Source organism: Streptomyces sp. NBC_00503, from assembly GCF_036346895.1.
In the GTDB taxonomy this organism is placed as follows: domain Bacteria; phylum Actinomycetota; class Actinomycetes; order Streptomycetales; family Streptomycetaceae; genus Streptomyces.
Window position 1 is genome coordinate 6,292,623 of record NZ_CP107855.1, and the last position, 22,814, is coordinate 6,315,436.

Below are 22,814 nucleotides of genomic sequence, written 5' to 3' on the forward strand. Positions count from 1 at the left end.
TCCGGGTCCGTCGGTCGGCAAGGGCCCGCTCACCACACGTCGTCGTCATCGTCGTCGAGCGCCGGCGGGGCGTACGGCGGCTGCTTCAGCGTCGGGTCCGAAGAACCCGCCACCGGCTGCGATGCCGCCTTCACCGCCGCCGTCGATGCCCAGCGGATCGCCGCGGCCAGCTGCTTGGGGCTGTTCGCGTCCAGCGGCTGGAGTTCGGGATTGCCGAGGAACTCCTGGAGCACCGTCCGGTCCGCGTCCGCGCCGATCGCGATGGCCACCCGGACCGCCTTGCGGCCCCAGGGGGTCGCGTCCACCGCCCGCAGCCCCGCCTTCCAGTCGTCCGTCGGCACCCCGTCGGAGACCAGGGCCAGCACCGGCTTCAGCGCGCGCTGCGGCATCGGCGGGGTGTCCAGCTCGCGCGACACGAGGTGGAGCGCGTCACCCAGATTGGTCATGCCGTCGACCTGCACGTCCTGCCAGGTGAACTGCTCCACCGGCACTGGGTCCTGGTGGTGCCAGCGGGCGGTCGTGGAGAACGTCATGGTGCGCAGCAGCAATTGGGCCGCAGGATTGTCCTGCGCGACCGATCGCATGGCCGGAACGGCCTCTCTGATCGCGTAGTTGAGCTGGCCGATCTTCTCACCCTGCATCGAGTACGAGCAGTCGAGCAGCCAGATGAAATGGACGGGCCTGTTCGCCATCGGCCCGCCGGGGATGTCACTCACCGCATGTCTCCTTCAACTCCCGCTCCATTGCGGTACATACCGCACCAGCGCCACCACCGTGGTGGCTGCCGTCACCACGACCGCCACCACGAGCAGGGCCAGCATCAGCCGCCGGCCCCGCACGATCTGCGGTGTAATCATGGGGTCTTGCTCCTCTCCCTCACGACTGCCTGCTCCCTCACGACCGCCTGCCCTCCGTGAGCCGGCCCACGCGAAGCCCGGTCCGCGACAGCAGCCACAGCACCGGCTCCGCGGCGCGCCGCTGCTCGGAGTCCAGGGCGCCCGCCCCCGTCGCGGCGCGGGCGCTCACCGCCCAGTAGCGCGCCGCCGCGAAATCGTGGCCCAGGGTGCGGACCAGGTCGTCGAGCCCGATCCCGCTCAGCCAGTCGTCGACCGGGTCTGCGGGCCGCGGCAAGGATGTCAGCCGGTCCAGCGCGTCCCGCTTGGTGACCACCGTGGCCACGGCGAGGCGCTGACGGCGGCCACCGAGCCCCTGCAGCTCGCCGGTGAACCCGGCGTACGTCTCCACCGGGCCCAGGTCGGCCGGCCGGGCGGCCGCGGCCAGCTCGGGATCCCCCGCGCGCAGGGAGCGGCGTACGACGGGTGAGGCGAGCACGTCCGCGACGAGCAGGACCCCGTCGGCGTGCGCGAGGTAGCTCTGGCGGCGCGTGGTGTCCGCGTCGCGCAGGGACTCACCCATCGGGTCGTACAGGTAGAGCAGCCGGCGTCGGCGCCCGCGGCCCACCAGCAGCATCAGCGCGCGGGGCTGGCCGCCCTGGGTCTTGAGGGTCCAGCCCGACTGGTTCAGCTGCCGGCCCAGGGTGTTGGCCTCGCGCAGGTCCTCCGGGGAGGCGAACTCGACGGTCAGCCCGGACTGGTGCGACCAGGACCGCAGCCCGTCGAGCATGGCCGCCATCAGCATGGTCTTGCCGGCGGAGGTGCCGCCGATCAGCGGCAGGTGCACGACCCGGGTCGTGCCGACGGCCGGGGGCAGCGGCCGGTCGCAGTGCGGACAGTGGGCGGTGAGCCGCCGCCGCCCGGTCATGGCGGTGGTCGCCAGGGCCCGGCCGCAGCGACAGACGTGCCGCAGGGCGCCGAACCCGCCGGGCCGCAGCTCGCGGTGGGCCGCACCACAGTCCGGGCACAGGTGCACGGCCAGCGGGAACGGCCGGTAGCAGCCGGGATACGGGCACTTCATGCGTACGCCCCGGGCCAGCTTCCACAGCCGCTCGGCGCTCCGCCCCGCCAGGACGGCCGCGAGGGCCCCGAGCGCGACCAGGGCGAGCTGCACGGCGAAGACCAGCGCCACGCAGAGCAGCACGGCCGAGGCGAGCAGCGCGGACAGCAGCGCGGACAGTGCGATGCCGGGCGCGAGCATCCGCCGGATCAGCCGGCCGAGGCCGTTCTCGGCGCGGATGCCGCTGCGGCCGTGGCGGCCGTGCAGCAGCCGGTCGCCCACCACCTTGCCGAGCCAGTGTCGGGTCAGCAGGAACCAGACGGTACGGGCGGCGAACAGTGCGGCGGACCGGGAGTCCAGCCACATCTGCCTGGCCCAGTAGGCGGGTTGGGTCGGCTCGCCGCCGGAATACGGCGCGATCCGCGGGTCGGTGGCCCCGGGTGTGCGCGGCTCGAAGGCCCGCCCGGCGGCGCCCAGGGCGAGCCCGAGGAACCGCCACAGCCCGTACCCGAGGCACACGGCGACCCCGACGGCGCCAGTTCCGTAGACGAGGGTCATCACGACAGCCTGCTGATTCACGCCCTCCATCCCCCGTCCCGGCCGGGGCTGCCCGGATCACCGGACCCGGGGCCGGACCGTCGCCGACCGGAGCCGGAGAAACGGTCGCGCAGGCGGCCGAAGGCGCTCGGGCGCTGCCAGGTGCGGAAGTCCTCCGCCCAGCGGCCGCCCAGCCGGGCCAGGGCCTCCTCCACCGAGGTGAGATCGGCCTGCGGCAGGACCCGTACGATCGGACGCAGCACTCCGTCGAGCAGGTCGGTGCGGGCCTCCTGCCAGACCGGGCCTGCCTGCGGCTGCGAGGACCAGACCGTGAAGCAGTCCGCGACGTAGCCGGGCGCCAGCCGCAGCCGGGCGGTGACCTCCGCGTCGCGCGCGGCCAGCCGGTACGCGGCCAGCAGCTCCGCGTCGTTGCTCTCGATCAGCGCCCGCAGCTCGCTCTCCGGCCGGTTCTCGGCCAGCAGTCGCGCGGACAGCGCCGCGTACGCCTGCCCCCGCGCCCCCGGCTCCGGATCCAGCGAGCGCAGGTCCAGCACCTGGCGCACCCACCCAGGGCCAACCGTGCCCGCCCGCAGGTTCCGGGCCAGCTCCAGGATCAGCAGCGACGGCCGCAGCCGGGCGGGGAGTTCCTCCTGGAAGTGCCCCAGGATCTCCGGCGCCAGCTCCGCCGCCTCCACCTCCCCGGTCGGGGCCCGTGCCGCCGCCTGCGCGAGCGTCTCCCAGGTCCCGGCGTCCCGGTGGACCTGCGGCCCCACCTGCGCGAGCACCAGGCGGGCCTCGCCCGCGCCCGGCGGCTCCTCGTCCCACACCAGCCGCATCGCCGTTCGCAGCACCAGCGGCTCCGCGTACAGCGAGACCCTGGATCCGGCCAGCAGGGCGTGCAGCGCCGCGACCCGGTCCGGAGCGGCCGCCGTCGCCGCCGGCGCCTGCGCGCACATCCGCAGGTGTGGCAGCGCGTCGGACGCCGTCAGCCGCAGCCCGGTCCGGGCGAACAGCCCCTGCGCCGCGAGGGGATCGCCCGCTGCGAGGGAGTCCAGCCGGTCCAGTACGAGGGCCCGCAGCGCCGGCAGCTCCGCGAGCGCGGCCCGCACCCCGCCGCCGTAGGTCCGCTCCGGGTCGGCGAGCAGCTCCAGCGCCAACTGCCGGGCCGCACCGGGCAGGAGGTCCGCCGCGTCCACCCCGAGCACCGAGGCGATCCGCAACAGCCCGGCCCGGTCCGCCGGTTTGGCGTCGGGGGCGCAGAGCGCGGCCCGCAGGCCCGGTTCCAGGTCCGCCGCCAGCCGGGCCCGGGCGGGCGCGCCCAGCGCCTGCGCGGAGGGCAGCTCCGCGGGGACGGTTCCGCCGAGCACCGCTTCGGCGAGGATCAGCGTCGCCAGGGGTTGGGACACGGCCGGCGGAGCCCATCCGTCCAGGGCCGCCAGCAGCCGTCCGCACGCGGCGACCTCGGCCTGGTCCCGGTCCGGGGCGTCCGCCGGGCGGCCCAGAGCCAGGGTCAGCGCGTGGAGCCGTACGTCGTCCAGCGCGTCCCGGTGCCCGGCGGCCCAGTCCGCGGCCGCTGTCCGGCCGGGCCCGGCCAGGGCCACGTCGGCGGCCAGGGCGAGCGCGGCCAGCGGACCCGCCTCGTACGGATCGGCGCCGAGCTGCCGGACCTGAGCGAACAGCTCCTGCCGCCGCGCCTGCCAGATCCGCGCGGCGGTGTCGGCCCACACGTCCGGGGGCCCGGCGGCCGGGGCGGCCGCGCGCGTGGCGTCGTACACCCGGTAGCGGAGCTCCTGACCGGCCAGTCCGAGACCGTCCTCGGGCACCACGCCGATGATCTGCTGCCGGGCGAGCTGCGGCCGCCGGGTGTAGGTGGTGAAGGTGAGCCACTGCCCCCGCTGGTGCGGCAGTACACTGCACGCGAGCATGATCCAGCGGGACACGGCCTCGTTGTCCGCCTCCACGAGCACGATCTGAGGGGCCGCCGGGTCCTCACCGAGCCGGCGAAGGTCGGCGAAGAACCCCGCGAGCCAGGGCCCCCGCGCGGCGACGAACCCGGCCAGCCCGGCCTGATCGAACGAGCCCGGGGCGGGCACCGCCGTCAGCGGGGGCGCGCCGTCCGACGGGGTGTCGACGGCCCACTGGGGCGAGCCCCAGGTGGTGATCGGCAGCGGCCCGACGGCGGGACCGGAGTCGGCCTGCTGCGGCAGGTGCACCGCGTGGGCGTGGAAATTGCCCCAACGGCCGCTGTAGTCGGCACCCGTGTACACGGAACGAGCCAGCAGCCGGCTGCCATCGGCCAACACGCTGAGGCTCAACGCCTTGGGAAAGGCGGCGAGTTGTTCGCGGTTCGGACGCGGCGGCGCATCCCGGGGCGGCTCGTAGCCGATCAGCTGCTCCGCCTCGCGCAACAGCGCGGTCGGCACCCCGGGGCTGACGGCCGTGAACCGGAAGCCGGAGCCGTCGGGCCCGGGAGGGGCCGAGGTGTAGTGCAGTTGCGCGAGGTTCACGCATCTCCTCCCGGTCCGTTACGGCTGCCCGCGCGGGCAGCGGCGGAGGCCTGCGGCAGCAGCCCGCCGAGGCCCAGCAGCCACAGCAGCGGGTCCTCCACGCGCAGCGGCCGCGGACCCGACTTCGGGGCGTCGGCCGGGGCATCCGCCGGTGGTGGCGAGCCGAGCGCGGAGAGCCCGAACAGAGACAACCGGGCGAAGTCCCGCTCCAGTTGCCGCAGCAGGGCACCCGAGTCCCAGCCGTCCAGCAGTGACTCCATCTCCTCGTGCACTGCCAGCCGGTCGTCCTCGTCCACCGCCCCGGACGAATGGTCGGCGTTGCGCAGCAGCGGTGAATGCGGCCCCAGCAGCGGGGAGAGGGAGTCCGTCTTGGTCACGGCGACGGCCACCGGGGTGGTGACCCGGCCGCGGGTGGAGCCCCGGCCGTGGGCCCGCAGCTGCGCCGCGAGATCGGCGGCGATCTGCTGCGGCGGGGTCTCCACGACCGGCAGCGGCAGGTCGGAGTCGACGGGCAGCCGGTCGCGTACGGCCCTCATCTGGAGCGGGTCCACGAGCAGGATGATCCCGTCGGCGGCGGCGAGGTAGTGGGTGTACCGGTCCATGGCCTCGGAGCTGCCCAGGTCCTCGCCCGCCGCGTCGAAGAACACGAGCGCGGTGTGCCGGCTGCCGTCCCCGCGCAGCCTGCGCCGCAGCGGCAGGCTCAGCCGGTACAGCAGCGGGTCGTTGAAGCCCAGGGCGGCGGGTCTGGTCGCCTCGGGCAGCCGCAGCCGGTCGTAGAGGTCCTCGGCCATCTCCCGGTCGCGGCGCTGGGTCTCGCCGCCCATCGCGGTGAGCGAGGCTCCGTACGCGCGGCCCACCCTGCCGCGCAGTTCGTTGACCAGGACGGAGACGTAGGTGCTCTTGCCGGAACCCTTGGGGCCGAGCAGGGCGATGATCCTGGTGTCCTGGTCGCAGTAGTCGCTCGGGAGGTCGCTGTGGCAGCGCAGGCACACCCGGACCGGGGTGGACACCCCGCAGCCGGGACAGTCAGCGCGCGACCCTCCGGCGCCGAGCGGGAGCTGGCGGGGGATCCGCCCGCCGAGCCCGCGCGCGGCGGTGAAGACGGGCCCGCGCATCTTCAGCGCGGGCGGCACGGCCGGGCCGATGAACTCGGCCCATACGGTGTCGAGCTCGGAGGTACACGGCTTGCCGCCGCGCACGCCGGTGGGAGACATCTGGCAGCGGTAGGGCAGCCGGGCGGCCGGCGACCGGTTGAAGCAGTAGGGGCAGACGACGGAGGTCATGTCAGCGGACCACCAGGGAGTGGATCGGGGGCTCTTCGAGCCGGACGGAGGCGGCGTGGCCGCCGAGGAGGAAACCGCGCACGGCGTAGGGGCGGCCGGGGGCGGTGGCGGGGTCGAGCTCACGCTCCACCGTCCCGGTGGCGGCGAGCTCGTCGCCGGTGAGCCGGCACAGGGGCGTGCCGCCGGACGGGCCGCTGGGCCGCCGGGGGTTGCGGCCGCCGTCGGCGCGGGCGACCAGCACGAAGCCGGGGAGGTCGGCGGCGCCGGCCGGGGCACGCACGGTCACCCGCAGGACGGCGGGCCCCCGGCGCAGGCCGCGCCGGGCGCCGGGCAGCAGCTCGTAGGCGATGGTCACGTCGGCGGGCAGTTCGGCCCGGGCGTCGCCGGGCGCGGCGGCGAGCACGGCCCGGGCGCTGCGGGGCGCCGCGTAGGCGTCGACCCGTAACGCGGCGGGGGTGACGGGCAGCCGGAGCCCTTCGCGCAGGAACACGGTGCGGGCCACGGCATGGTCGCTGACCCTGCCGTCCTGGGTGACGGCGGCCGTCACGGTGCCGGTGCTCCCGGGCCAGTCGAAGGTGACCTGGATCTGGTCGGGCGCAGTCCGGCGCAGCGCGAGCCCGGTCACGGCCAGCGGTGCCTCGACCGCCACGACGGGCCCGGCCACCGCCCGCTCCCCGAGCACGGCCACGGCGGCCACGTTCACGAGCAGGCCACCGGGCGGCAGCCCGACCCGGAGCCCGACCCGCAGGCCGCGTCCGCCGGTGCGGCTTTCGGTGGCCACGGCCGGGTCCGTCCCGGAGGTGGCGAACCGGCCCGCGCCGGCGTCGGCGGTGCCAACGGCGCCTGCCATCTCGGGCCCGCCCGGGCTGATCCAGTCCAGTGGTGGCGGCAGATCGGCGGTCTTCAACTCGGTGCCGGGCACGGGGGGTACGTCCGGCCACTCCACCAGGCGCACCTCGGTGCCCGAGGCACCCTCGGCGCGGGTCACGTGGAAGTCCAGCCCGCCCGACTCCCGGGGCGACGCCGTCAGGGTGTGCACGGGGGCCGGCCAGGGATGGACGGTGACCGGGATCGTCGCGGCCGCCGACAGGACGGCGCGGCCGGAGCGGCCCGGCGCGCTGTAGCGGGCCCGGACCGTCAGTTCGTACGCGCCGGGCTCCAGCCCCTCCGCGCGCAGGGTCTCCCGGCCCGGCGCGAGGTCCGCCACGGGTCCTCGTGGCCCGGTCAGGGCCACTTCGGGGCCGGCCGCGAACGGCGGCCCGGTCCACGAGGCCTCGATCCACCTGTTGCCGTCACAGACGCTCAGCCCCGTCACCGCCGGGGCCACGGCCAGCGGGGCGCCGATCAGCGGCGGCCCGTCCAGCGCGCCGTCGTCCCCGAGCGGTAGCGCGACGTAGCGCACCTGTAATCCGATCCCGGCGTCCTGGTCCCGCAGGACGCCCCCGCGCGGCTGCCCCGGCACCTCCGCGAGCGGTACCGTCACCGGCTCGCCCCGGGTGAGGCGCAGTACCCGCCAGCTCTGGCCCGCGAAGTCGCCGGGCGGCCATCGCAGTTCGACCCCACCGGGTACGAGTACGCTCTCCAACGGGCCCGGATCGCCCGGCTCCGGCCGGTACGTGCGGACCAGCCCCCGCACCGCGCGCGGGCAGTCTCCCGCCAGCCAGGCCGCCTCCTCGTACTGGACGCAGGCCCGCTCCGGATCCCCCCGGTCCTCGTAGCGCCGGGCCTCGCGCAGCGCCGCATCGGCGGCCTTGGCCCGGGCCGCCAGCTCGGCGAGCCGGGCCGCCAGCTCCCGGTCCCCGCCCCCGGTCGGCAGCAGGGCGGCCCGACTCTCGGCGGAGCGCACCCGCCCGCGCCGCCAGTCGTCCTCCAGGCTCTCGGCGGCCGCGCGCTCTCGCGCCGCCAGCCGGACCCGCCCGGCGGCCGCCCGCACCAGGGCGGCCGCCTCCGCCGGGTCGACCCCGAAGCCGGCCGCCGTGGCGGGCAGATGACCCTCGGGGTGGTCATGGAGCAGGTGGACGAGCTGGTAGAGCAGGATCCGCCGCAGGGCCGCCGGGTCCCGTTCCTGGATCCCGGCCAGCCGGTCCAGCAGCCACGCGGCCTCGGGCCGCCCATGGCGCAGCGCGCGTAGCACCCCGGCGCCCACATGGCGACGCCGCCCGGGCCCTTCGACGCGGAAGACCCCGTCGAGCACCCGTAAGCTGCCGCTCGCGGGGAGTAGGAGTTCGCACAAGTGACGTAAGCCCAGGGTCTGTTGCGCGGAGACGAGTTCCCCGTACCCTCCCACGAGCGGCGAGAGCGGCAGGCCGGAGAGCGCGCGGGACAGCCCGAGGGCATGCCCGAAGTCGGTCCCGGCCATCCGTCTGAGCCCCCCGTGCAGTGTGTGGGAGGTCATTTCAGCAGATGCACGGGCTGTTCGGAGAGCTTTTCGTTCTCCAGGTGTACGGCGCAGCGTCACGAATTGATCTCCGTCCGGTACCCCGGGGGCGCTGTCCTTGGGGCGCCCCCCGACACCCCCCTCACCCGCAGAGGTCGTTACCCCATGGCAGAACTGAACCGCCGCAGGTTCCTGCAGATCGCGGGCGGCACGGCCGCCGCCGCCATGCTCAACGAGAGCATCGCGCGCGCCGCCGCCATTCCGGCGCAGGGCAGCACCGGGACCATCCAGGACATCGAGCACATCGTCGTCCTCATGCAGGAGAACCGGTCCTTCGACCAGTACTTCGGCTCGATGAAGGGCGTACGGGGCTTCGGCGACCCGCGTCCCGTCCTGCAGGACAACGGCAAGTCCGTCTTCTACCAGTCCAACGGGACGAAGGACATCCTCCCCTTCCACCCGCAGGTCAACGACCTCGGCATGCAGTTCGTCGAGGGCCTCAACCACGACTGGGCCGGCGGCCATCAGGCGTACAACAACGGCAAGTACGACAAGTGGGTGCCGGCCAAGACCACCACGACCATGTCGTACATGACGCGGAACGACATACCGTTCCACTACGCGCTGGCCGACGCCTTCACCGTCTGCGACTCCTACCACTGCTCCTTCATCGGTGCCACCGACCCCAACCGCTACTACATGTGGTCGGGTTACACGGGCAACGACGGCGTGGGCGGCGGCCCGGTCCTCGGCAACCAGGAGGCCGGCTACGGCTGGAAGACCTACCCCGAGCGCCTCGAGTCGGCCGGGGTGTCGTGGAAGATCTACCAGGACGTCGGCGACGGGCTGAACGCGGCCGGATCCTGGGGCTGGATCAGCGACGCGTTCCGCGGGAACTACGGCGACAACTCGCTGCTGTACTTCAACAGCTACCGCAACGCCCAGCCGGGCAGCGCCCTCTACGAGAAGGCCCGTACGGGTACCAACGCCAAGGCGGGCGAAGGGTACTTCGACAAGCTGCGCGCGGACGTCGTGGGCGGCACGCTGCCCCAGGTCTCGTGGATCGCGGCGCCCGAGGCGTTCAGCGAGCACCCGAACTGGCCCACGAACTTCGGCGCCTGGTACATCTCGCAGGTGCTCGACGCGCTGACGGCCAACCCGGACGTCTGGGCGAAGACGGCCTTCTTCATCACCTACGACGAGAACGACGGCTTCTTCGACCACGTCGTGCCGCCGTACCCGCCGGCCTCCTCGGCGTGGGGCCTGTCGACCGCCGACGTCTCCAAGGACCTGTTCGCGGGCAACGCGAGCTACACGGCCGGTCCGTACGGGCTCGGACCGCGCGTCCCGATGATCGTGGTCTCCCCGTGGAGCAAGGGCGGTTACGTCTGCTCCGAGACCTTCGACCACACCTCGGTGATCCGCTTCATGGAGAAGCGGTTCGGCGTGCAGGAGCCCAACATCTCCCCGTGGCGCCGCGCGGTGTGCGGAGACCTGACCTCGGCCTTCGACTTCACCAAGGCCGACGCCTCGCCCGCCGCCCTGCCCTCCACCGCGGCGTACGTCCCGCCGGACCACAACGCCCACGCCTCCTACCACCCGGTCCCGCCGGCTACGGGCACGCTGCCCAAGCAGGAGGCCGGCAGCAAGCCGACGCGCGCACTGGGCTACGTCCCCTACGTGGACGGCAAGGCCACGGTCTCCACGGGCAAGTTCACCCTGACCTTCTCCTCGGGTCCCGCCCTCGGCGCCCACTTCCACAGCACCTCGGGCAACCGCACGGACGGCCCGTGGCCCTACACGGTCGAGGCGGGCAAGACCCTCGCGGACACCTGGAGCACGAGCAGCTCCACCGGCAACCAGATCAACCTCACGGTCTGGGGCCCGAACGGCTTCCTGCGCACCTGGAAGGGCCCGGCGAAGAAGGCCGGCCCCGAGGTCACGGCCCGCCACGACTGGACCACCGGCAACCTGGTCCTGTCCCTGACCAACGGCGGCACCGCCGCGGTCAACCTCACCGTGACCAACACCTACGGCGGCACGCCCCAGACCCTGCGGGTCGCGGCCGGCGCGACGGTCCCCTGCACGGTGGCCCTGACGGCCACCTCCCGCTGGTACGACGTCAACGTGGTCTCCGACGCGGACACCACCTTCCTGCGCCGCTTCGCGGGCCACGTCGAAACGGGCGCGACCGGAGTCTCGGACCCGGCGATCAAGACCGTCTGACGCGGTCGTCCGGTGCGCGCAGCAGCCGCCGCTCCAGGACCGGAAGGTCCTGCGGGCGGTGGCTGCGGGCGTGTCGGATCAGCAGGTCGCGGGCCGTGTCCGGGACCCGGCGGCGCTTGGGGTGGCGGGTGGTGAAGTGCTCGCCCGCGAAGAACCGGACCGCCCCCTCCAGGCCCGCGCGGTCCGTCTCCCTTACGGCCCACGCGAGTTCCTCCGTGGGGACCTCGGCCAGCAGGGCCAGTGGTGCCTCGTCGGCGATCCGCCGGGCCGCGTCGGTGGGGCGGGCCCGTGCGGCGCCGAGCCAGGTGAAGACGAGGGCCGACGGGATCCCGGGTGGCGGCGCCGGCCGGTCACCCCGGGCCAGGGCCCCGGCGTAACCGCGCAGCGGCCCGGGTGCGGCCGCTGCCCAGTGGGCCCGGTGGCGGTACGGGATGCCGCCCGGGGTCCGGGGGTCGAGCAGCAGGGTGTGCGGACCCGTCCCGTGCGCCCGCAGGCTCCTGATCCGCTGACCGCCCGCCTCGTAGAGGGTCAGCCGGACAGTGTCGCCGTCGAGGCACATCCACACCATGTCCGAAGGCGGTTCCTCCGCCGGCCACGCGGCCACCAGTTCCCGGATCTCGTCCGCGTCGAGGATCTCGTAGGCCGGGGGATGAAACGCGGGCACGTGAACCGTCGAGGGCTGGTCCACGCGGATGCGTACGGTGCGCGACAGGGGCTTCACGGTGTGATCGTAGGTCCGGTGGGCAGAGGTACGGAGTTGGTTTTCCGTGCCCCGTCACCGAGGGAGAACGCATGGCCATCGCCCACCGCAGGATCGGCACCGGTCCCGTCCGGGTCATCGTGCTGCACGACTGGTTCGGGACCTCCGCCAACTGGGGCTCCGTGCTGGAGTACTTGGATCCGCGCGAGTTCTCGTACGCCTTCCTCGACTACCGGGGCTACGGCGACCGCCGGGACCTCCCCGGCCGGTACACCCTCGGCGAGATCGCCGATGACGTGCTCGCGCTCGCCGACGAGCTCGGCTGGGACACCTTCTCCCTCCTCGGCCACTCCATGGGCGGCAAGGCCGCCCAGCAGGTCCTCGTCCGCGCGCCCGAACGCATCGAGAAGCTGGCCGGGATCAACCCGGTCCCCGCGGGCCCGTACGAGATGGACGACGCGACCCACGCGCTGTTCTACGGGGCCGCCGAGCACCCGGAGAACCGCCGCGCCATCCTCGACCTCGTCACCGGCCGGCGCGCGAGCCCGTACTGGCTGGAGCGGATGGTCGAGCACTCCCTCACCGTCTCCCGGCCGGAGGCCTTCGCCGGGTACCTCGCGAGCTGGCAGCCGCTCGACCTGTCCGCGGCCGTGAAGGGCAACACCGTCCCGGTGCTGGTCTTCGTGGGCGAGTACGACCTCGCGCTCACCGCCGACGTCATGCGGGCCACCTGGCAGGTCTGGTACCCGAACTGCCGGATCCACCCGCTCCCCGGCGCGGGCCACTACCCGCCGCACGAGAGCCCGGTGGCCTTCGCCACCGCCCTGGAGGCGTTCCTGCGGAGCTAGCTCCGGCCTAGCCCCGGCGGGCCCTGCGGCGGCGCAGCAGTATGCCGACCGCCGCGCCGACCAGGGCGGTCACGGCCACGCCGGCCACCGTCCACCAGGCGGCGCCGCCCCGCGCGGCGCCGGGCTCGGGGGCGGGCGCCGGAGTGGGCGTGGAAGCCGCTGTGCGGGGCGTCGGCGACTCGCTGCCGGGGGCGGCGGCCGTCGGCGAGGCGGTGGGCGGGGCGGGATCCACCACGGGTACGGCCACCTCGCGCTCGCCGTGGCCCAGCGCCGGGAAACCGACGTCCACGCTCACCTTCCAGGACCCGGGCGGCAGCGTCTCGGCGGTGCTCCACCCGGCCGGCGGCGCGGCCGGATCGCGGACCAGGCGCCAGGGGCCGAGGGTATGGGCGCCGTCGCCGCTGACCGCGTTCACGGTGGCGGCGACCGCGGAGTCGACGGCCTCCCCGTCGTTCTCCCAGGTGACGTCGGCGGTGACGTGGCCGGCGCGCTCGCCGGTGACCACCACCTTCACGGTGTCGCCGTGGGCACGGGCCGCGGCGGGGGCCAGCAGGACCAGGCCGAGTGCGCCCAGTGAGGCCAGTGAGGCCAGCGAGGCCCGGGAGGTCGGGAAAGCGGTTCTCATGTGCATCGTGGCAGTGCTCCGGGTGGGGTGAGGGGCCGGCGGACGGCCGCGGGGCGCGGCCGTCCGCCGGGTCGGTCGGGGGGTCGCTCAGCCGGTCAGCCGGTCTTCTGTACGGTCCACAGCTGGCCCGTGCCGCCGTCGGCGTGCCGGAGTTCCAGCAACCGGGTCCCGTAGTAGGGGCGGTTGCCCACGGTCAGGGCGAAGCCGCCGCCCGGGTCGGTGACGGTCACCGCGCCGTCGCGGGAGGTCAGCCGCCAGGACTGGGCGGCGTCCGAGCCGCAGGGCCGCTGCGCGACCCACATGCCGTCGGCGGGTGCGCCGCCCGGCTGCAGGCACTTGCCGGAGGCCGCGGAGCGGATGCGGACCAGCCCGCCGCCCGCGTCGTCGAAGTACCACTGCTGCTGCGCGTAGCCGTTGGCGGGGGACCCGACGAGCACGGTCCCGTCGGCGTCGCGGCCGCCCCACAGCTCGGCGGCCATGCCGGTGCTGCCGTTGCCGAGCAGGTAGCGGATGCCGGGGGTGGTCGCGCCGCCGTCCGTGCGCAGGGTGCGGAAGGTCGTGGCCCGGCCGGCGCCGCTGTCCCGGCCCGCGGTGTCGCGGACGGATACGGAGACGGAGTACGAGGTGCCCGGCCGCAGGTTGTAGATGCGCAGCACCGGGGACTGGGTCCATGTCAAGTGCTTGCCACCCAGCATGACTTGGTACCAGGCGGCGCCTTCGACCTTGGGCCAGCTCACCACGGCGGAGTCGGACCGGATCTGACCAGCCGTCACGGCCGGTCCGCCGGTGGGCTTCTTGGTCGGTGTGGGAGTCGGAGTCGGCGTGGGAGTCGGCTTGTTGGTGGGGGTCGGCGTCGGGGTCGGCTTCGGGTCGGGGCCGGTGCCGCCTCCGCCGTTGTCGCGCATCAGGAACTGGTTGTCGGCGATGTTCCAGTGCGTGGCCAGGTAGCTGCCGGGCTTCGGGCTGGTGTGGAAGTAGTCGTCGTGGTTGCAGTCCAGGATGTTCTCGGAGGCCTGGTTGGTGCAGACGTTGCGCATCTGCGGGTAGTACGGGGTGTCCGAGTAGCACATGACGTCGAACTCGTCGGTGCAGTGGGCGCCGCGGCTGGTGTTCGGGGCGCTGTTGTTGACCGCGCCCAGGTTGTGGCCGAGTTCGTGCGCGGCGGTGTGGCCGCCCCAGCAGCCGGAGTCCGTACGCCCGTAGGAGGGGCCGAAGTTGCTCTGGTTGCCCTGGCCGGGCCGCTCGTCGCCGTTGAAGGTGCCGATGCCGCAGTAGACCTGGGTGTCGGCGAACAGCATGTACTTGCGGTCCCGGCGGTCCAGGCCCTTCGCGGCGAGTGCGGCGTTGGTGGCGCTGAATTCGGACAGGGCCGCGTCGGGGAGTTCGATGTCGAGCACGGTCGGCGTGCAGTCGGCGGCCGTCACGTAGCGGATGTGGCGGATGCCGCCCGTTTCCTGGGCGCTCGTCGCGTAGATGAGGTCGGCATCGGCCGCCCACTTGCGGAACGAGGCCGCGTACTCCGAGTAGCGGTCCCGGCCGGGGCCGTGGACGTACGCGACCTGGACGCGGTTTCCGGTGCTGCCGTCGCCGTCGCACTGGACGGTCTGGCCCGCGGGGCCCGCGGCTACGGCCGTGGTGGCGGCCGAGGGCCCGGGTGCGGCGGCGCCGGTCTTCGCGGCCCCGGCGTCGGCGGCGGGCGCGTCCTGAGGGCGCCCGCCGTCCTGGGCGGGTGCCGGGTCCTCGGCCGCGGGGCGGGCCGGATCGGCGGCCGCTGCCTTGGCGGCGACGGCGGGGGCGATGTCCTTCTTGATGTCCACGCCGGTGGGCGGTGCGTCGGGGCCGTGGGTGCACAGGCCGGTTCCGGTGCGGTAGACGCCGACGCACCGGTCGCCCTTCGGGGCGGGCTGCAGCCCGTCGTAGATCATGCCGCGCCCGTCGTCGTTGGCGGGTGCGCCGGCGAGGGGGTCCGGTTCCTGGTCGCGTGCGGGGGCGGCGGCCGGTGCGGCGTCCGCGGCGGCTCCCGAGGCCTGGGCGGGCGCCGCGGCCTGGGCGCCGTCGCCGATTCCGGAGTAGGCGATGCCGGCGGCGATGACCGCCGCCGTGGCGGTGGCGGCGGTGAGAAGTATGAACCGGCGTGGTCTGCGCCGGTGTTCCCGCCGTCTGCGTCGTCCTGTCATGCGCACCTCAACTCGTGATCGGAGTGACTGGGTGCGCGGAAGCCTGCCAGACGGATGCGGCGGAGAATTCGGACAAACGGGAGTGCGCCTCAAGAAATCATTCCGTTACCTGTCCGTCTGATTTGACGAACACTCAATTGCCCGTGAAATCAAGGTAATTGAGCTTCTCTTGAGGTGAAGGTCCAGGCCTTTGATGCGGCGTAGTTATCAAATCGAAATAATCGAGAAGGGTTTATTGACGGGAATTTAGTCGGGGATTCATCTAATTACTACCTGTCGAATTGAGTCCGTCACGACCCGTCACGAAACGCCGTGACCGGCGGTGCGTCCTCATGACCCGCCGTCACCCGGAGCCAGCCGGCCCACCAACCACACGAGCGCGGGCGGCACTTCTCGCCCCCATGTCTCGTAGTTGTGCCCGCCGCTCGCCAGGATGATCGACGAGATCCGGGCGGGCGGGCGCACCGCCTCGATGAACTCCAGCGTCTGCGGGTACTGGTGCTCGCCCTTGCGGCTGCTCGCCACCAGCAGGGACACCGGGGGCTGCGGCAGGTTCCGCAGCCGCCACAGCAGGTCGTTCTCCCGCCGGTGTCGCGCGTCGCCGCCGAACAGGTCGCCGGTGTCCGCATCCCGCGCCGCCTCGTACGAGGCCGAGAGTCCGGCCGCCGCCCCGTACGCCTCCGGCTTGCGCAGGGCCAGCTTCAGCGCGCAGTACCCGCCCACCGAGTTGCCCATCACGCCCCATCCCCGGGGGTCGCGCGTGAGGCCGTAGTGCGCGGCCGTCGCCGCCCGCAGGTCCTCCGCGAAGAAGGTCTCCACCCGGGGCCCGCCCGGCACGTCCACGCACTCCGTGTCCCGGGGCGGTGCCACCGTCGGAGTGGTCAGCACCAGCACCGCCGGCCGCATCTTCCCCTCCCGTACCGCGTCCAGCGCCACTTGCGGATACCGGAACAGGTCGATCAGCACCCGCGTCGTGCTCGGGAACCCGCTCAGCGCCAGCACCACGGGGAACTCCGCACGCCGCTCGGCCGTCGCGTTCAGGTACTGCGGCGGGAGGTACACGTACGCCTGCGCCGACAGCCCGCTGCGCGGCCCGCGCACCGTGACCGCCTCGATCCGGCCGATCACCGCCGGGTCGTCCGAGCCGCCGTGGCGCCAGGAGTGCGTACTGCGCACCAGCAGCCCGTCCTGCCCCGCGGGGTCCGTCCCCGCGGGCGCCGGCTCCTCGCGCTGGAGGGACAGCAGGTCGCGCCAGGAGCTGTAGAAGCCGTACGAGGAGTTCACCGCGAGCAGCAGCGGCGCCGCCATCGTCAGCATGACCGTCAGCTGGAGCCCGGCCCGGCCCAGCACCGGCCGCACCCCGCGCCCCGCGAGCCGGGGCCACACCCACACCGTGCCCGCGAACGCCGCGGCCGACAGGAGGACGGTGAGCAGCAGCACCGCGAGACCGTTGATGGACAGCCACGTGGACACGGACGCCGGGCCCGGGTCAGCCGACCGGGCCGCGCGGGGCGGCGGCCGTGTCCCGGTCGTCGGCAATCAGGACCCGGATGTCGCTTTTCATACCGTTGATCCTGCCAGGCCGCCCGGGAGGCCGCAGTGATCGCCGGGCGGGACGCGGCCGCGGCGCAGGGTGCGGGGATACAAAAAACCCGTGGGGGGTACGAGGAAACCTCGTACCCCCCACGGGATCAACAGGGTGAGTGACGGGACTTGAACCCGCGGCCACCTGGACCACAACCAGGTGCTCTACCAACTGAGCTACACCCACCACGACGGGCGGCGGACCACCCGTTCGATGTGCATGCACAGCATAGCCGATCAGCGGGGTGCTCCCGCGACGCCTTATCGGGCGAGGGCGCGTGACCTCGTACGACGCCACCGCGCCGGCCGCCCGCCTCGAGCATCCCCCGAGCCCGGATCCGCCCGCCCTCGATCCGCCCGGGCCCATCGACCCGGGCCCATCGGCCCCGGCAGGCAACCCCGCCGCCCCGATCGCCCTCCATACCCATATGGGATCAAACCGACTGACCGGCCTGGACGCGGCCCGCGGCGCAGCCGTCCTCGGCATGTTCGCCGTCCACGTCGGCCCGCCGCCCGTCCCCGACGGCGCCGGCTGGCTGCTCGTGGCCGCCGACGGCCGCGCCCCCGCCGTCTTCACCCTCATAGCGGGCTTCTCCCTCGCGCTGGCCCGCTCCCGCGCCACCGAACCGCCGCCGCTGCGGGCCACCTTGACCCGCTGCGCGATCCTCGCCGCGCTGGGCCTGCTCCTCGCCGCGCTCTCGCCCGGGATCCTCGTGATCCTGGCCTTCTACGCCGTCTACTTCCTGGCCGCCGAGCCCTTCACCCGGCTGCGCACCCGCACCCTGGCCGCCACCGCCGGGGCCGCCGTGGTCCTGGGCCCGGTCCTCTCCTACGCCCTGGGCCAGGCCCTCGGGCTGCGCACCGGCGGGCGCGGAGCCACCCCGGTCCCGGCCTCCCTGACGAGCTGGGCCGGAGCCGGGGAGACCGCGCGCGACCTGCTGCTCTCGGGCGCGTACCCGCTGCTCACCTACTTCCCGTACATCCTGGTCGGCATGGCCCTCGGCCGCCTCGCCGACCTGCGCGGCAAGCGCTCGCTCCGGCTGCTCACCGGCGCCGGGGCGGCGGCCGCCGTCCTCGGGTACGGAGCCTCCTGGCTCGCCCTCGGCCCCGGGGGCCGGAGCGAAGCACTGCTGCGGGCCGTCGCCCGCGAGCACCCCTGGGCGATGGCGGAGCCCGACCCGGTCGCCGCGGTGCTGGGCGAGCAGTTCGGGGCCGTCCCCAGCACCTCCTGGGACTGGATGCTGCTGGCCAGCCCCTACAGCCAGACCCCGCTGGAGACCCTCGGCAACGCCGGGGTCGGCGCCGCCCTCATCGGCTCGCTGGCCCTCGCCGCGGGGGCCGCCGGGTGGGTGGCGAAGGCGCTGCGGCCGCTCGCCGCGGTCGGGGCGATGGCCCTGTCGGTATACGTGGTGCATGCGCTCGCGCTGGCGCTGTTCCTGCGGGGCTGGAGCGGATGGGAAGCCTTGGCCGTCTTCTCGGCCGCCGCCGTGAGCGGGTGCCTGGTCTGGAGCCGGCTCCTGCGCGGTACGGAGCTGCGGCGCGGGCCGCTGGAGTGGGCGCTGCGGGCGGTGACCCCGGCGTGACCGGGACCCCTGCGGGGCTTGTCCCCTACCCGCCCTTCCACCGTTCCCCGGGCAAGCGCGGGTCTGGGCAGAGCCCAGGGAACGGGCGAAGGGGCGGGTAGGGGACAAGCCCCGCAGGGCTCCGCGCCGGGCCGGGGCGGAGCCGATCGGCGCGGCCCCTGCCATCGCCGGGCGGAGCGCGGCAGGATCCCGGGTATGGACCACGACTCCGAACCCTTCACGGCCGCCGACTACGCAGCCCGGATGGCCGCCGCCGCGGAGGCCGCCGCCGACGCCGGGCTGGCCGGCCTGCTGATCTCCCCCGGGCCCGACCTCGCCCACCTCACCGGATACCGGCCGGTCGACACCGAGCGGCTGACCCTGCTCGTCCTCGCCGCCGGCCAGGACCCCGTCCTCGTCGTCCCCGCGCTGGAGGCCCCCGACGCGGCGAAGGCGCCCGGGGCGGCCGCGCTGACCCTGCGCGACTGGGCCGACGGGAAGAACCCGTACACCGTGACCTCACCGCTGCTCGACGTGACCGGCCGCTTCGGGGTCAGCGACAACACCTGGGCGCTGCACCTGCTGGGCATCCAGCGGGATTTGCCGACGACCTCGTACGCCGCGCTGTCCGACGCCCTGCCCATGCTGCGCGCGGTCAAGGACGAGCGCGAACTGGCCCGGCTCGCGGCGGCCGGAGAGGCGGCGGACGCCGCGTACGCGCAGATCCTGCACGTCCCCTTCGCCGGCCGCCGCGAGAGCGACGTGTCCGACGACCTGACGGCGCTGCTGCGCGTCCACGGGCACTCCCAGGTCGACTTCGCCATCGTCGGCTCCGGGCCCAACGGCGCCAACCCGCACCACGAGGCCGGCGACCGGGTGATCCGGAACGGGGACATGATCGTCCTCGACTTCGGCGGCCTCAAGGACGGCTACGGCTCCGACATCTCCCGCACCGTCCACGTCGGCGAGCCCACCGACGAGGAGCAGCGCGTCCACGACATCGTCCGCGAGGCCCAGCTGGCGGGCGTGGCGGCGGCCCGGCCGGGAGCCGCCTGCCAGGACGTGGACCGGGCGGCCCGCGCGGTGATCACCGAGTTCGGCTACGGCGAGCAGTTCATCCACCGCACCGGCCACGGCATCGGAGTCACCACGCACGAGCCCCCGTACATGGTCGAGGGCGAGGAACAGCCCCTCGTGCCCGGCATGTGCTTCTCGGTGGAGCCCGGCATCTACCTCCCCGGCCGCTTCGGCGTCCGCATCGAGGACATCATCACCGTCACCGAGAACGGCTGCCGCAGCTTCAACAACGCCTCGCGGGAAATGGCCATCGTCGAATAGGCCCCGGGCGGCCCGGCGGGCCTAATGGCCCAGGACCACCGCCGATTCGGCCGGTACGCGGACGCGTCCGGCTGAGTCGGGGTGGTCCACCGGGAGCCAGGCGGCCAGCACCCGTACGCCGTTGCGGCCCAGGGCGACCGTGACGGGCTCCGCGGCGAAGTTCACCACCACGCGGATGTCACCCCGGCGGAAGGTCAGCCAGCGCCGCTCCTCGTCGTGGGCCACCCGGACCGACGCCAGATCGGGATCGCGCAGGTCCGGGTGGGTGCGCCGGAGGGTGACCAGGGTGCGGTACCAGTCCAGCAGGCGGGCGTGCGGCGGCCGCCCGGGCTCGGTCCAGTCCAGGCAGGAGCGCTCGCGGGTGGCCGGGTCCTGGGGATCGGGGATCTCCTCCGGCTTCCAGCCGTGCGCCGCGAACTCCCGGCGCCGGCCCGTCCGTACGGCCTCGGCGAGCTCCGGGTCGGGATGGTCGGTGAAGTACTGCCAGGGCGTGCCCGCGCCCCACTCCTCGCCCATGAACAGCATCGGCACGAACGGCCCGGTCAGCGCCACCGTCGCCGCGCACGCCAGCAGCCCCGGGGAGACGGAGGCCGCGAGCCGGTCGCCCACCGCCCGGTTGCCGATCTGGTCGTGGGTCTGGGTGTAGCCGAGGAACCGGTGCGCGGGGGTGCGGCCGCGGTCCAGCGGACGGCCGTGGTGGCGGCCCCGGAAGGAGGACCAGGTCCCGTCGTGGAAGAAGGCCCGGGTGAGGGTCTTGGCGAGGGCGCCGATCGGGGCCTCGGCGAAGTCCGCGTAGTACGCCTGGGATTCGCCGGTCACCACACAGTGCAGCGCGTGGTGGAAGTCGTCGTTCCACTGCGCGTGCAGGCCCAGGCCACCCGCGCCGCGGGGCGTGGTGGTGCGCGGATCGCACTGGTCGGACTCGGCGATCAGGAAGAGCGGACGGCCGGTCTCGGCGGCCAGTTCGTCCACCGCCGCGGCCAGTTCCTCCAGGAAGGACAGGGCCCGCCCGTCGACGAGCGCGTGCACGGCGTCCAGGCGCAGCCCGTCGATCCGGTAGTCGCGCAGCCAGGCGAGGGCGCTGCCCAGGAGGTACGCGCGCACCTCGTCGGAGCCGGGCGCGTCGAGGTTCACCGCCGAGCCCCAGGGGGTGTGGTGGGTGTCGGTGAAGTACGGGCCGAAGGCGGGGAGGTGGTTGCCGGAGGGGCCGAGGTGGTTGTGGACCACGTCCAGGACCACGCCCAGCCCGGCGGTGTGCGCAGCCTCCACGAACCGGACCAGCCCGGCCGGACCCCCGTACGGCTCGTGCACGGCCCAGGGCGCGACCCCGTCGTACCCCCAGCCGTGCCGCCCGGGGAAGGAACAGACCGGCATCAGCTCGACGTGGGTGACGCCGAGGGCGGTGAGGTGGTTGAGGTGGGCGGCCGCCGCGTCGAAGGTGCCCTCGGGGGTGAAGGTGCCGATGTGCAGCTCGTACAGGACGGCGTCCTGGAGCGGGACGCGGGGCGAGGGGGCCGGGACCTCGGGGGCGAGCGCCTCGAAGTCGACCACCGCCGAGTGGCCTTCGGGCCCGGTGGGCAGGCGCCGCCCGCGCGGGTCGGGCCGCAGGGGTTCCCCGGTGTCCTCCGCATGGCCCAGCAGGAACCCGTACCGGGAGCCGTCGGCGGCCGGGGCCTCCACGACCCACCAGCCGTCGCGCTCCGGATCGCGCGCCATCTCGTACGTGACCTCGTCGAGCCGCATGGCGACCCGGCCTGTCAGCGGTGCCCACACTTCGAACTGCACGGACGGTCCCCTCGTCTGGCGGCGCTACCCCAACCTGCGTGTCCGGGCCATCATCCCGGGCTCGGCGGAGGAGTTCTGGACACTCTGCCCCTGACGGGCCGACAATCACCCTTTGAATCCTCCCCGCCCCGAGGGGCGGGGATTCCTGGCTCACGCAGCCTGGCGGCCCGGCGGGCTGCCAGGTCTTACGCGATCGGCACCAGCCGGGTTGAGACCAGCCCGGACCAGCATGACGTGTGCGGAGTTCTTGTCCCTGGGGGACACGGCTCCGCACGCGGTGCAGGTGTAGGTACGTTTTGAGAGAGGTAGTGCGTGCTTGGTTCTCGCTCCGCACTGCGCGCAGTCCATGGTGGTGTGCGCGGGATGGACAAGGTGCACGATGCGCCCGTGCTTGCGCGCCATCGAGATCAGCTCGCGTTTGGTCGCGGAGATCGCGGCGTCAGCCGCTTTACGTGCCATGGTCGACTTGGCGAGGAACTTCGGGTGGAAGTCCTCGACAGCGAGGGCGTCGTGGTCGCGGACCACGGATTTCGCCCACTTGCGGGCAGTGTCCCGGCGCTGCCGGGCCACCTTCGTGTGGAGCTTCGCCGTCAGTCTCTTCGCCGTCCGGTAGCCCCTCGAACCGGGTTTGCCCTTCGCGGGTTTCCGGCGGGCCATCATCCGCTGGTAGTGGGCGAGCCGGGCGGCGGCCCTCTTGCCGTGCTCGGCGTGCGGGAGGTCGTGGGCGTCGCTAGTGGTGGTCGCGGTCTCCTTGACGCCCCAGTCGATCCCGATCACGGCACCGGTCTCGGGCAGAGGCTGGGCTTCGGCGGGGACGACGAAGGAGGCGTACCAGTGGCCGAGGCTGTCGCGGTAGATCCGCACGGACGACGGGTCCATCGGGAGGTCGCGGGACCAGACCACGGTCAGGATGATGCCGCCCGCGAGGTGCAGGCGGCCGTCCTTGATCCGGAAGCCGCGCCGGGTGTAATTAAGCGTCGGATGGGCCGCGTTCCTCTTCTTGTACTTCGGCATTCCAGCCCGCTGCCGCACCGGCAACCGGGCCTTGATGTCCTTCAACGCCTTGGTGCGGGACTTCCCGAAGTCGCGTACCAACTGTTGCTGAGGGACAGAGGAACCCTCCCGCAGCCACGCATTCGCGGTGCGCGCACCGGTCAACATCTTGTCCAGCCGGGCCGGACCGCACTTCTCGTCCTCGGTGCGAGCCTTCGTTGATCGAGCTACGCATTCGTTCCAAACCCACCGACACCGCGCCCACTCACCCAACAACTTGGCCCGGGCGGTCGACGACACACGCACGCGGTAGGTATACCGGACATGCCCGGTCTCTTCCGTGTTCTGTGGCGCCGTCACGCGATGAACCTAGCCGAGC

16 protein-coding genes and 1 tRNA gene are annotated in these 22,814 nt (G+C 73.8%); 4 read left to right on the plus strand and 13 right to left on the minus strand.

What is annotated here, in order from left to right:
• Positions 1–29: 29 nt before the first annotated feature.
• From OG490_RS28930 to OG490_RS28955, 6 genes are read right to left on the minus strand one after another with little or no spacing between them, the layout of a single operon-like run.
• Entirely contained in the window at positions 30–692 is a 663-nt protein-coding gene (locus OG490_RS28930; RefSeq protein ID WP_330301111.1) for a vWA domain-containing protein, read from the minus strand.
• Between the two features lie 36 nt (positions 693–728).
• Positions 729–857: a hypothetical protein gene (locus OG490_RS28935; RefSeq protein ID WP_330299200.1), complete on the minus strand. Its 129-nt coding sequence runs from the start codon at positions 855–857 to the stop codon at positions 729–731.
• Between the two features lie 37 nt (positions 858–894).
• Positions 895–2,472 carry a TRAFAC clade GTPase domain-containing protein gene (locus OG490_RS28940; RefSeq protein WP_330299201.1) on the minus strand — a complete coding sequence of 526 codons (1,578 nt, stop codon included), beginning with the start codon at positions 2,470–2,472 and terminating at the stop codon, positions 895–897.
• Positions 2,469–4,937, minus strand: coding sequence for a GTPase-associated protein 1-related protein (locus OG490_RS28945; protein ID WP_330299202.1), 2,469 nt, complete (start codon positions 4,935–4,937; stop codon positions 2,469–2,471). Before OG490_RS28945 ends, OG490_RS28940 begins: the two co-directional genes overlap by 4 nt.
• On the minus strand, positions 4,934–6,220 hold the full coding sequence (locus tag OG490_RS28950; protein WP_330299203.1) for a TRAFAC clade GTPase domain-containing protein: 1,287 nt from the start codon (positions 6,218–6,220) through the stop codon (positions 4,934–4,936). Before OG490_RS28950 ends, OG490_RS28945 begins: the two co-directional genes overlap by 4 nt.
• A gap of 1 nt (position 6,221) precedes the next feature.
• Positions 6,222–8,579 carry a hypothetical protein gene (locus OG490_RS28955; RefSeq protein ID WP_330299204.1) on the minus strand — a complete coding sequence of 786 codons (2,358 nt, stop codon included), beginning with the start codon at positions 8,577–8,579 and terminating at the stop codon, positions 6,222–6,224.
• Positions 8,580–8,762: 183 nt separating this feature from the next.
• Between OG490_RS28955 and OG490_RS28960 the strand changes: the two genes are divergently transcribed.
• Positions 8,763–10,823, plus strand: a complete 2,061-nt coding sequence (locus OG490_RS28960; RefSeq protein ID WP_330299205.1) for a phosphocholine-specific phospholipase C — start codon at positions 8,763–8,765, stop codon at positions 10,821–10,823.
• Here the strand turns inward: OG490_RS28960 and OG490_RS28965 are convergent.
• Positions 10,810–11,544 carry a hypothetical protein gene (locus OG490_RS28965; protein WP_330299206.1) on the minus strand — a complete coding sequence of 245 codons (735 nt, stop codon included), beginning with the start codon at positions 11,542–11,544 and terminating at the stop codon, positions 10,810–10,812. The genes OG490_RS28960 and OG490_RS28965 overlap by 14 nt on opposite strands.
• A 71-nt stretch (positions 11,545–11,615) precedes the next feature.
• Here OG490_RS28965 and OG490_RS28970 point away from each other — a divergent pair, with 71 nt between their 5' ends.
• Positions 11,616–12,371: an alpha/beta fold hydrolase gene (locus OG490_RS28970; protein WP_330299207.1), complete on the plus strand. Its 756-nt coding sequence runs from the start codon at positions 11,616–11,618 to the stop codon at positions 12,369–12,371.
• A 7-nt stretch (positions 12,372–12,378) separates the two neighbouring features.
• Here OG490_RS28970 and OG490_RS28975 read toward each other — a convergent pair whose 3' ends face one another.
• The 4 genes from OG490_RS28975 to OG490_RS28990 form a co-directional block, all read right to left on the minus strand.
• Positions 12,379–12,996 carry a hypothetical protein gene (locus tag OG490_RS28975; RefSeq protein WP_330299208.1) on the minus strand — a complete coding sequence of 206 codons (618 nt, stop codon included), beginning with the start codon at positions 12,994–12,996 and terminating at the stop codon, positions 12,379–12,381.
• 95 nt (positions 12,997–13,091) lie between these two features.
• A complete protein-coding gene (locus OG490_RS28980; RefSeq protein ID WP_330299209.1) occupies positions 13,092–15,173 on the minus strand; it encodes an RICIN domain-containing protein in 2,082 nt (693 codons plus the stop codon).
• Between the two features lie 330 nt (positions 15,174–15,503).
• Complete coding sequence (locus tag OG490_RS28985) at positions 15,504–16,646, minus strand: alpha/beta hydrolase (protein WP_330299210.1); 1,143 nt, start codon at positions 16,644–16,646, stop codon at positions 15,504–15,506.
• 225 nt (positions 16,647–16,871) lie between these two features.
• A tRNA-His gene (locus tag OG490_RS28990) sits at positions 16,872–16,944 on the minus strand.
• Between the two features lie 241 nt (positions 16,945–17,185).
• Here OG490_RS28990 and OG490_RS28995 point away from each other — a divergent pair.
• Together OG490_RS28995 and OG490_RS29000 are read left to right on the plus strand one after the other, a co-directional pair.
• The gene (locus tag OG490_RS28995) at positions 17,186–18,340 is read left to right on the plus strand and encodes a heparan-alpha-glucosaminide N-acetyltransferase domain-containing protein (protein WP_330299211.1); all 1,155 of its coding nucleotides are present in this window, start codon (positions 17,186–17,188) and stop codon (positions 18,338–18,340) included.
• A 195-nt stretch (positions 18,341–18,535) separates the two neighbouring features.
• Positions 18,536–19,657: an aminopeptidase P family protein gene (locus tag OG490_RS29000; RefSeq protein WP_330299212.1), complete on the plus strand. Its 1,122-nt coding sequence runs from the start codon at positions 18,536–18,538 to the stop codon at positions 19,655–19,657.
• A 21-nt stretch (positions 19,658–19,678) separates the two neighbouring features.
• Here the strand turns inward: OG490_RS29000 and treZ are convergent, their stop codons facing one another.
• Together treZ and OG490_RS29010 are read right to left on the minus strand one after the other, a co-directional pair.
• Positions 19,679–21,442, minus strand: a complete 1,764-nt coding sequence (treZ, locus tag OG490_RS29005) for a malto-oligosyltrehalose trehalohydrolase (RefSeq protein ID WP_330299213.1) — start codon at positions 21,440–21,442, stop codon at positions 19,679–19,681.
• A 150-nt stretch (positions 21,443–21,592) separates the two neighbouring features.
• Positions 21,593–22,795, minus strand: coding sequence for an RNA-guided endonuclease InsQ/TnpB family protein (locus tag OG490_RS29010; protein ID WP_330299214.1), 1,203 nt, complete (start codon positions 22,793–22,795; stop codon positions 21,593–21,595).
• Positions 22,796–22,814: the final 19 nt, after the last annotated feature.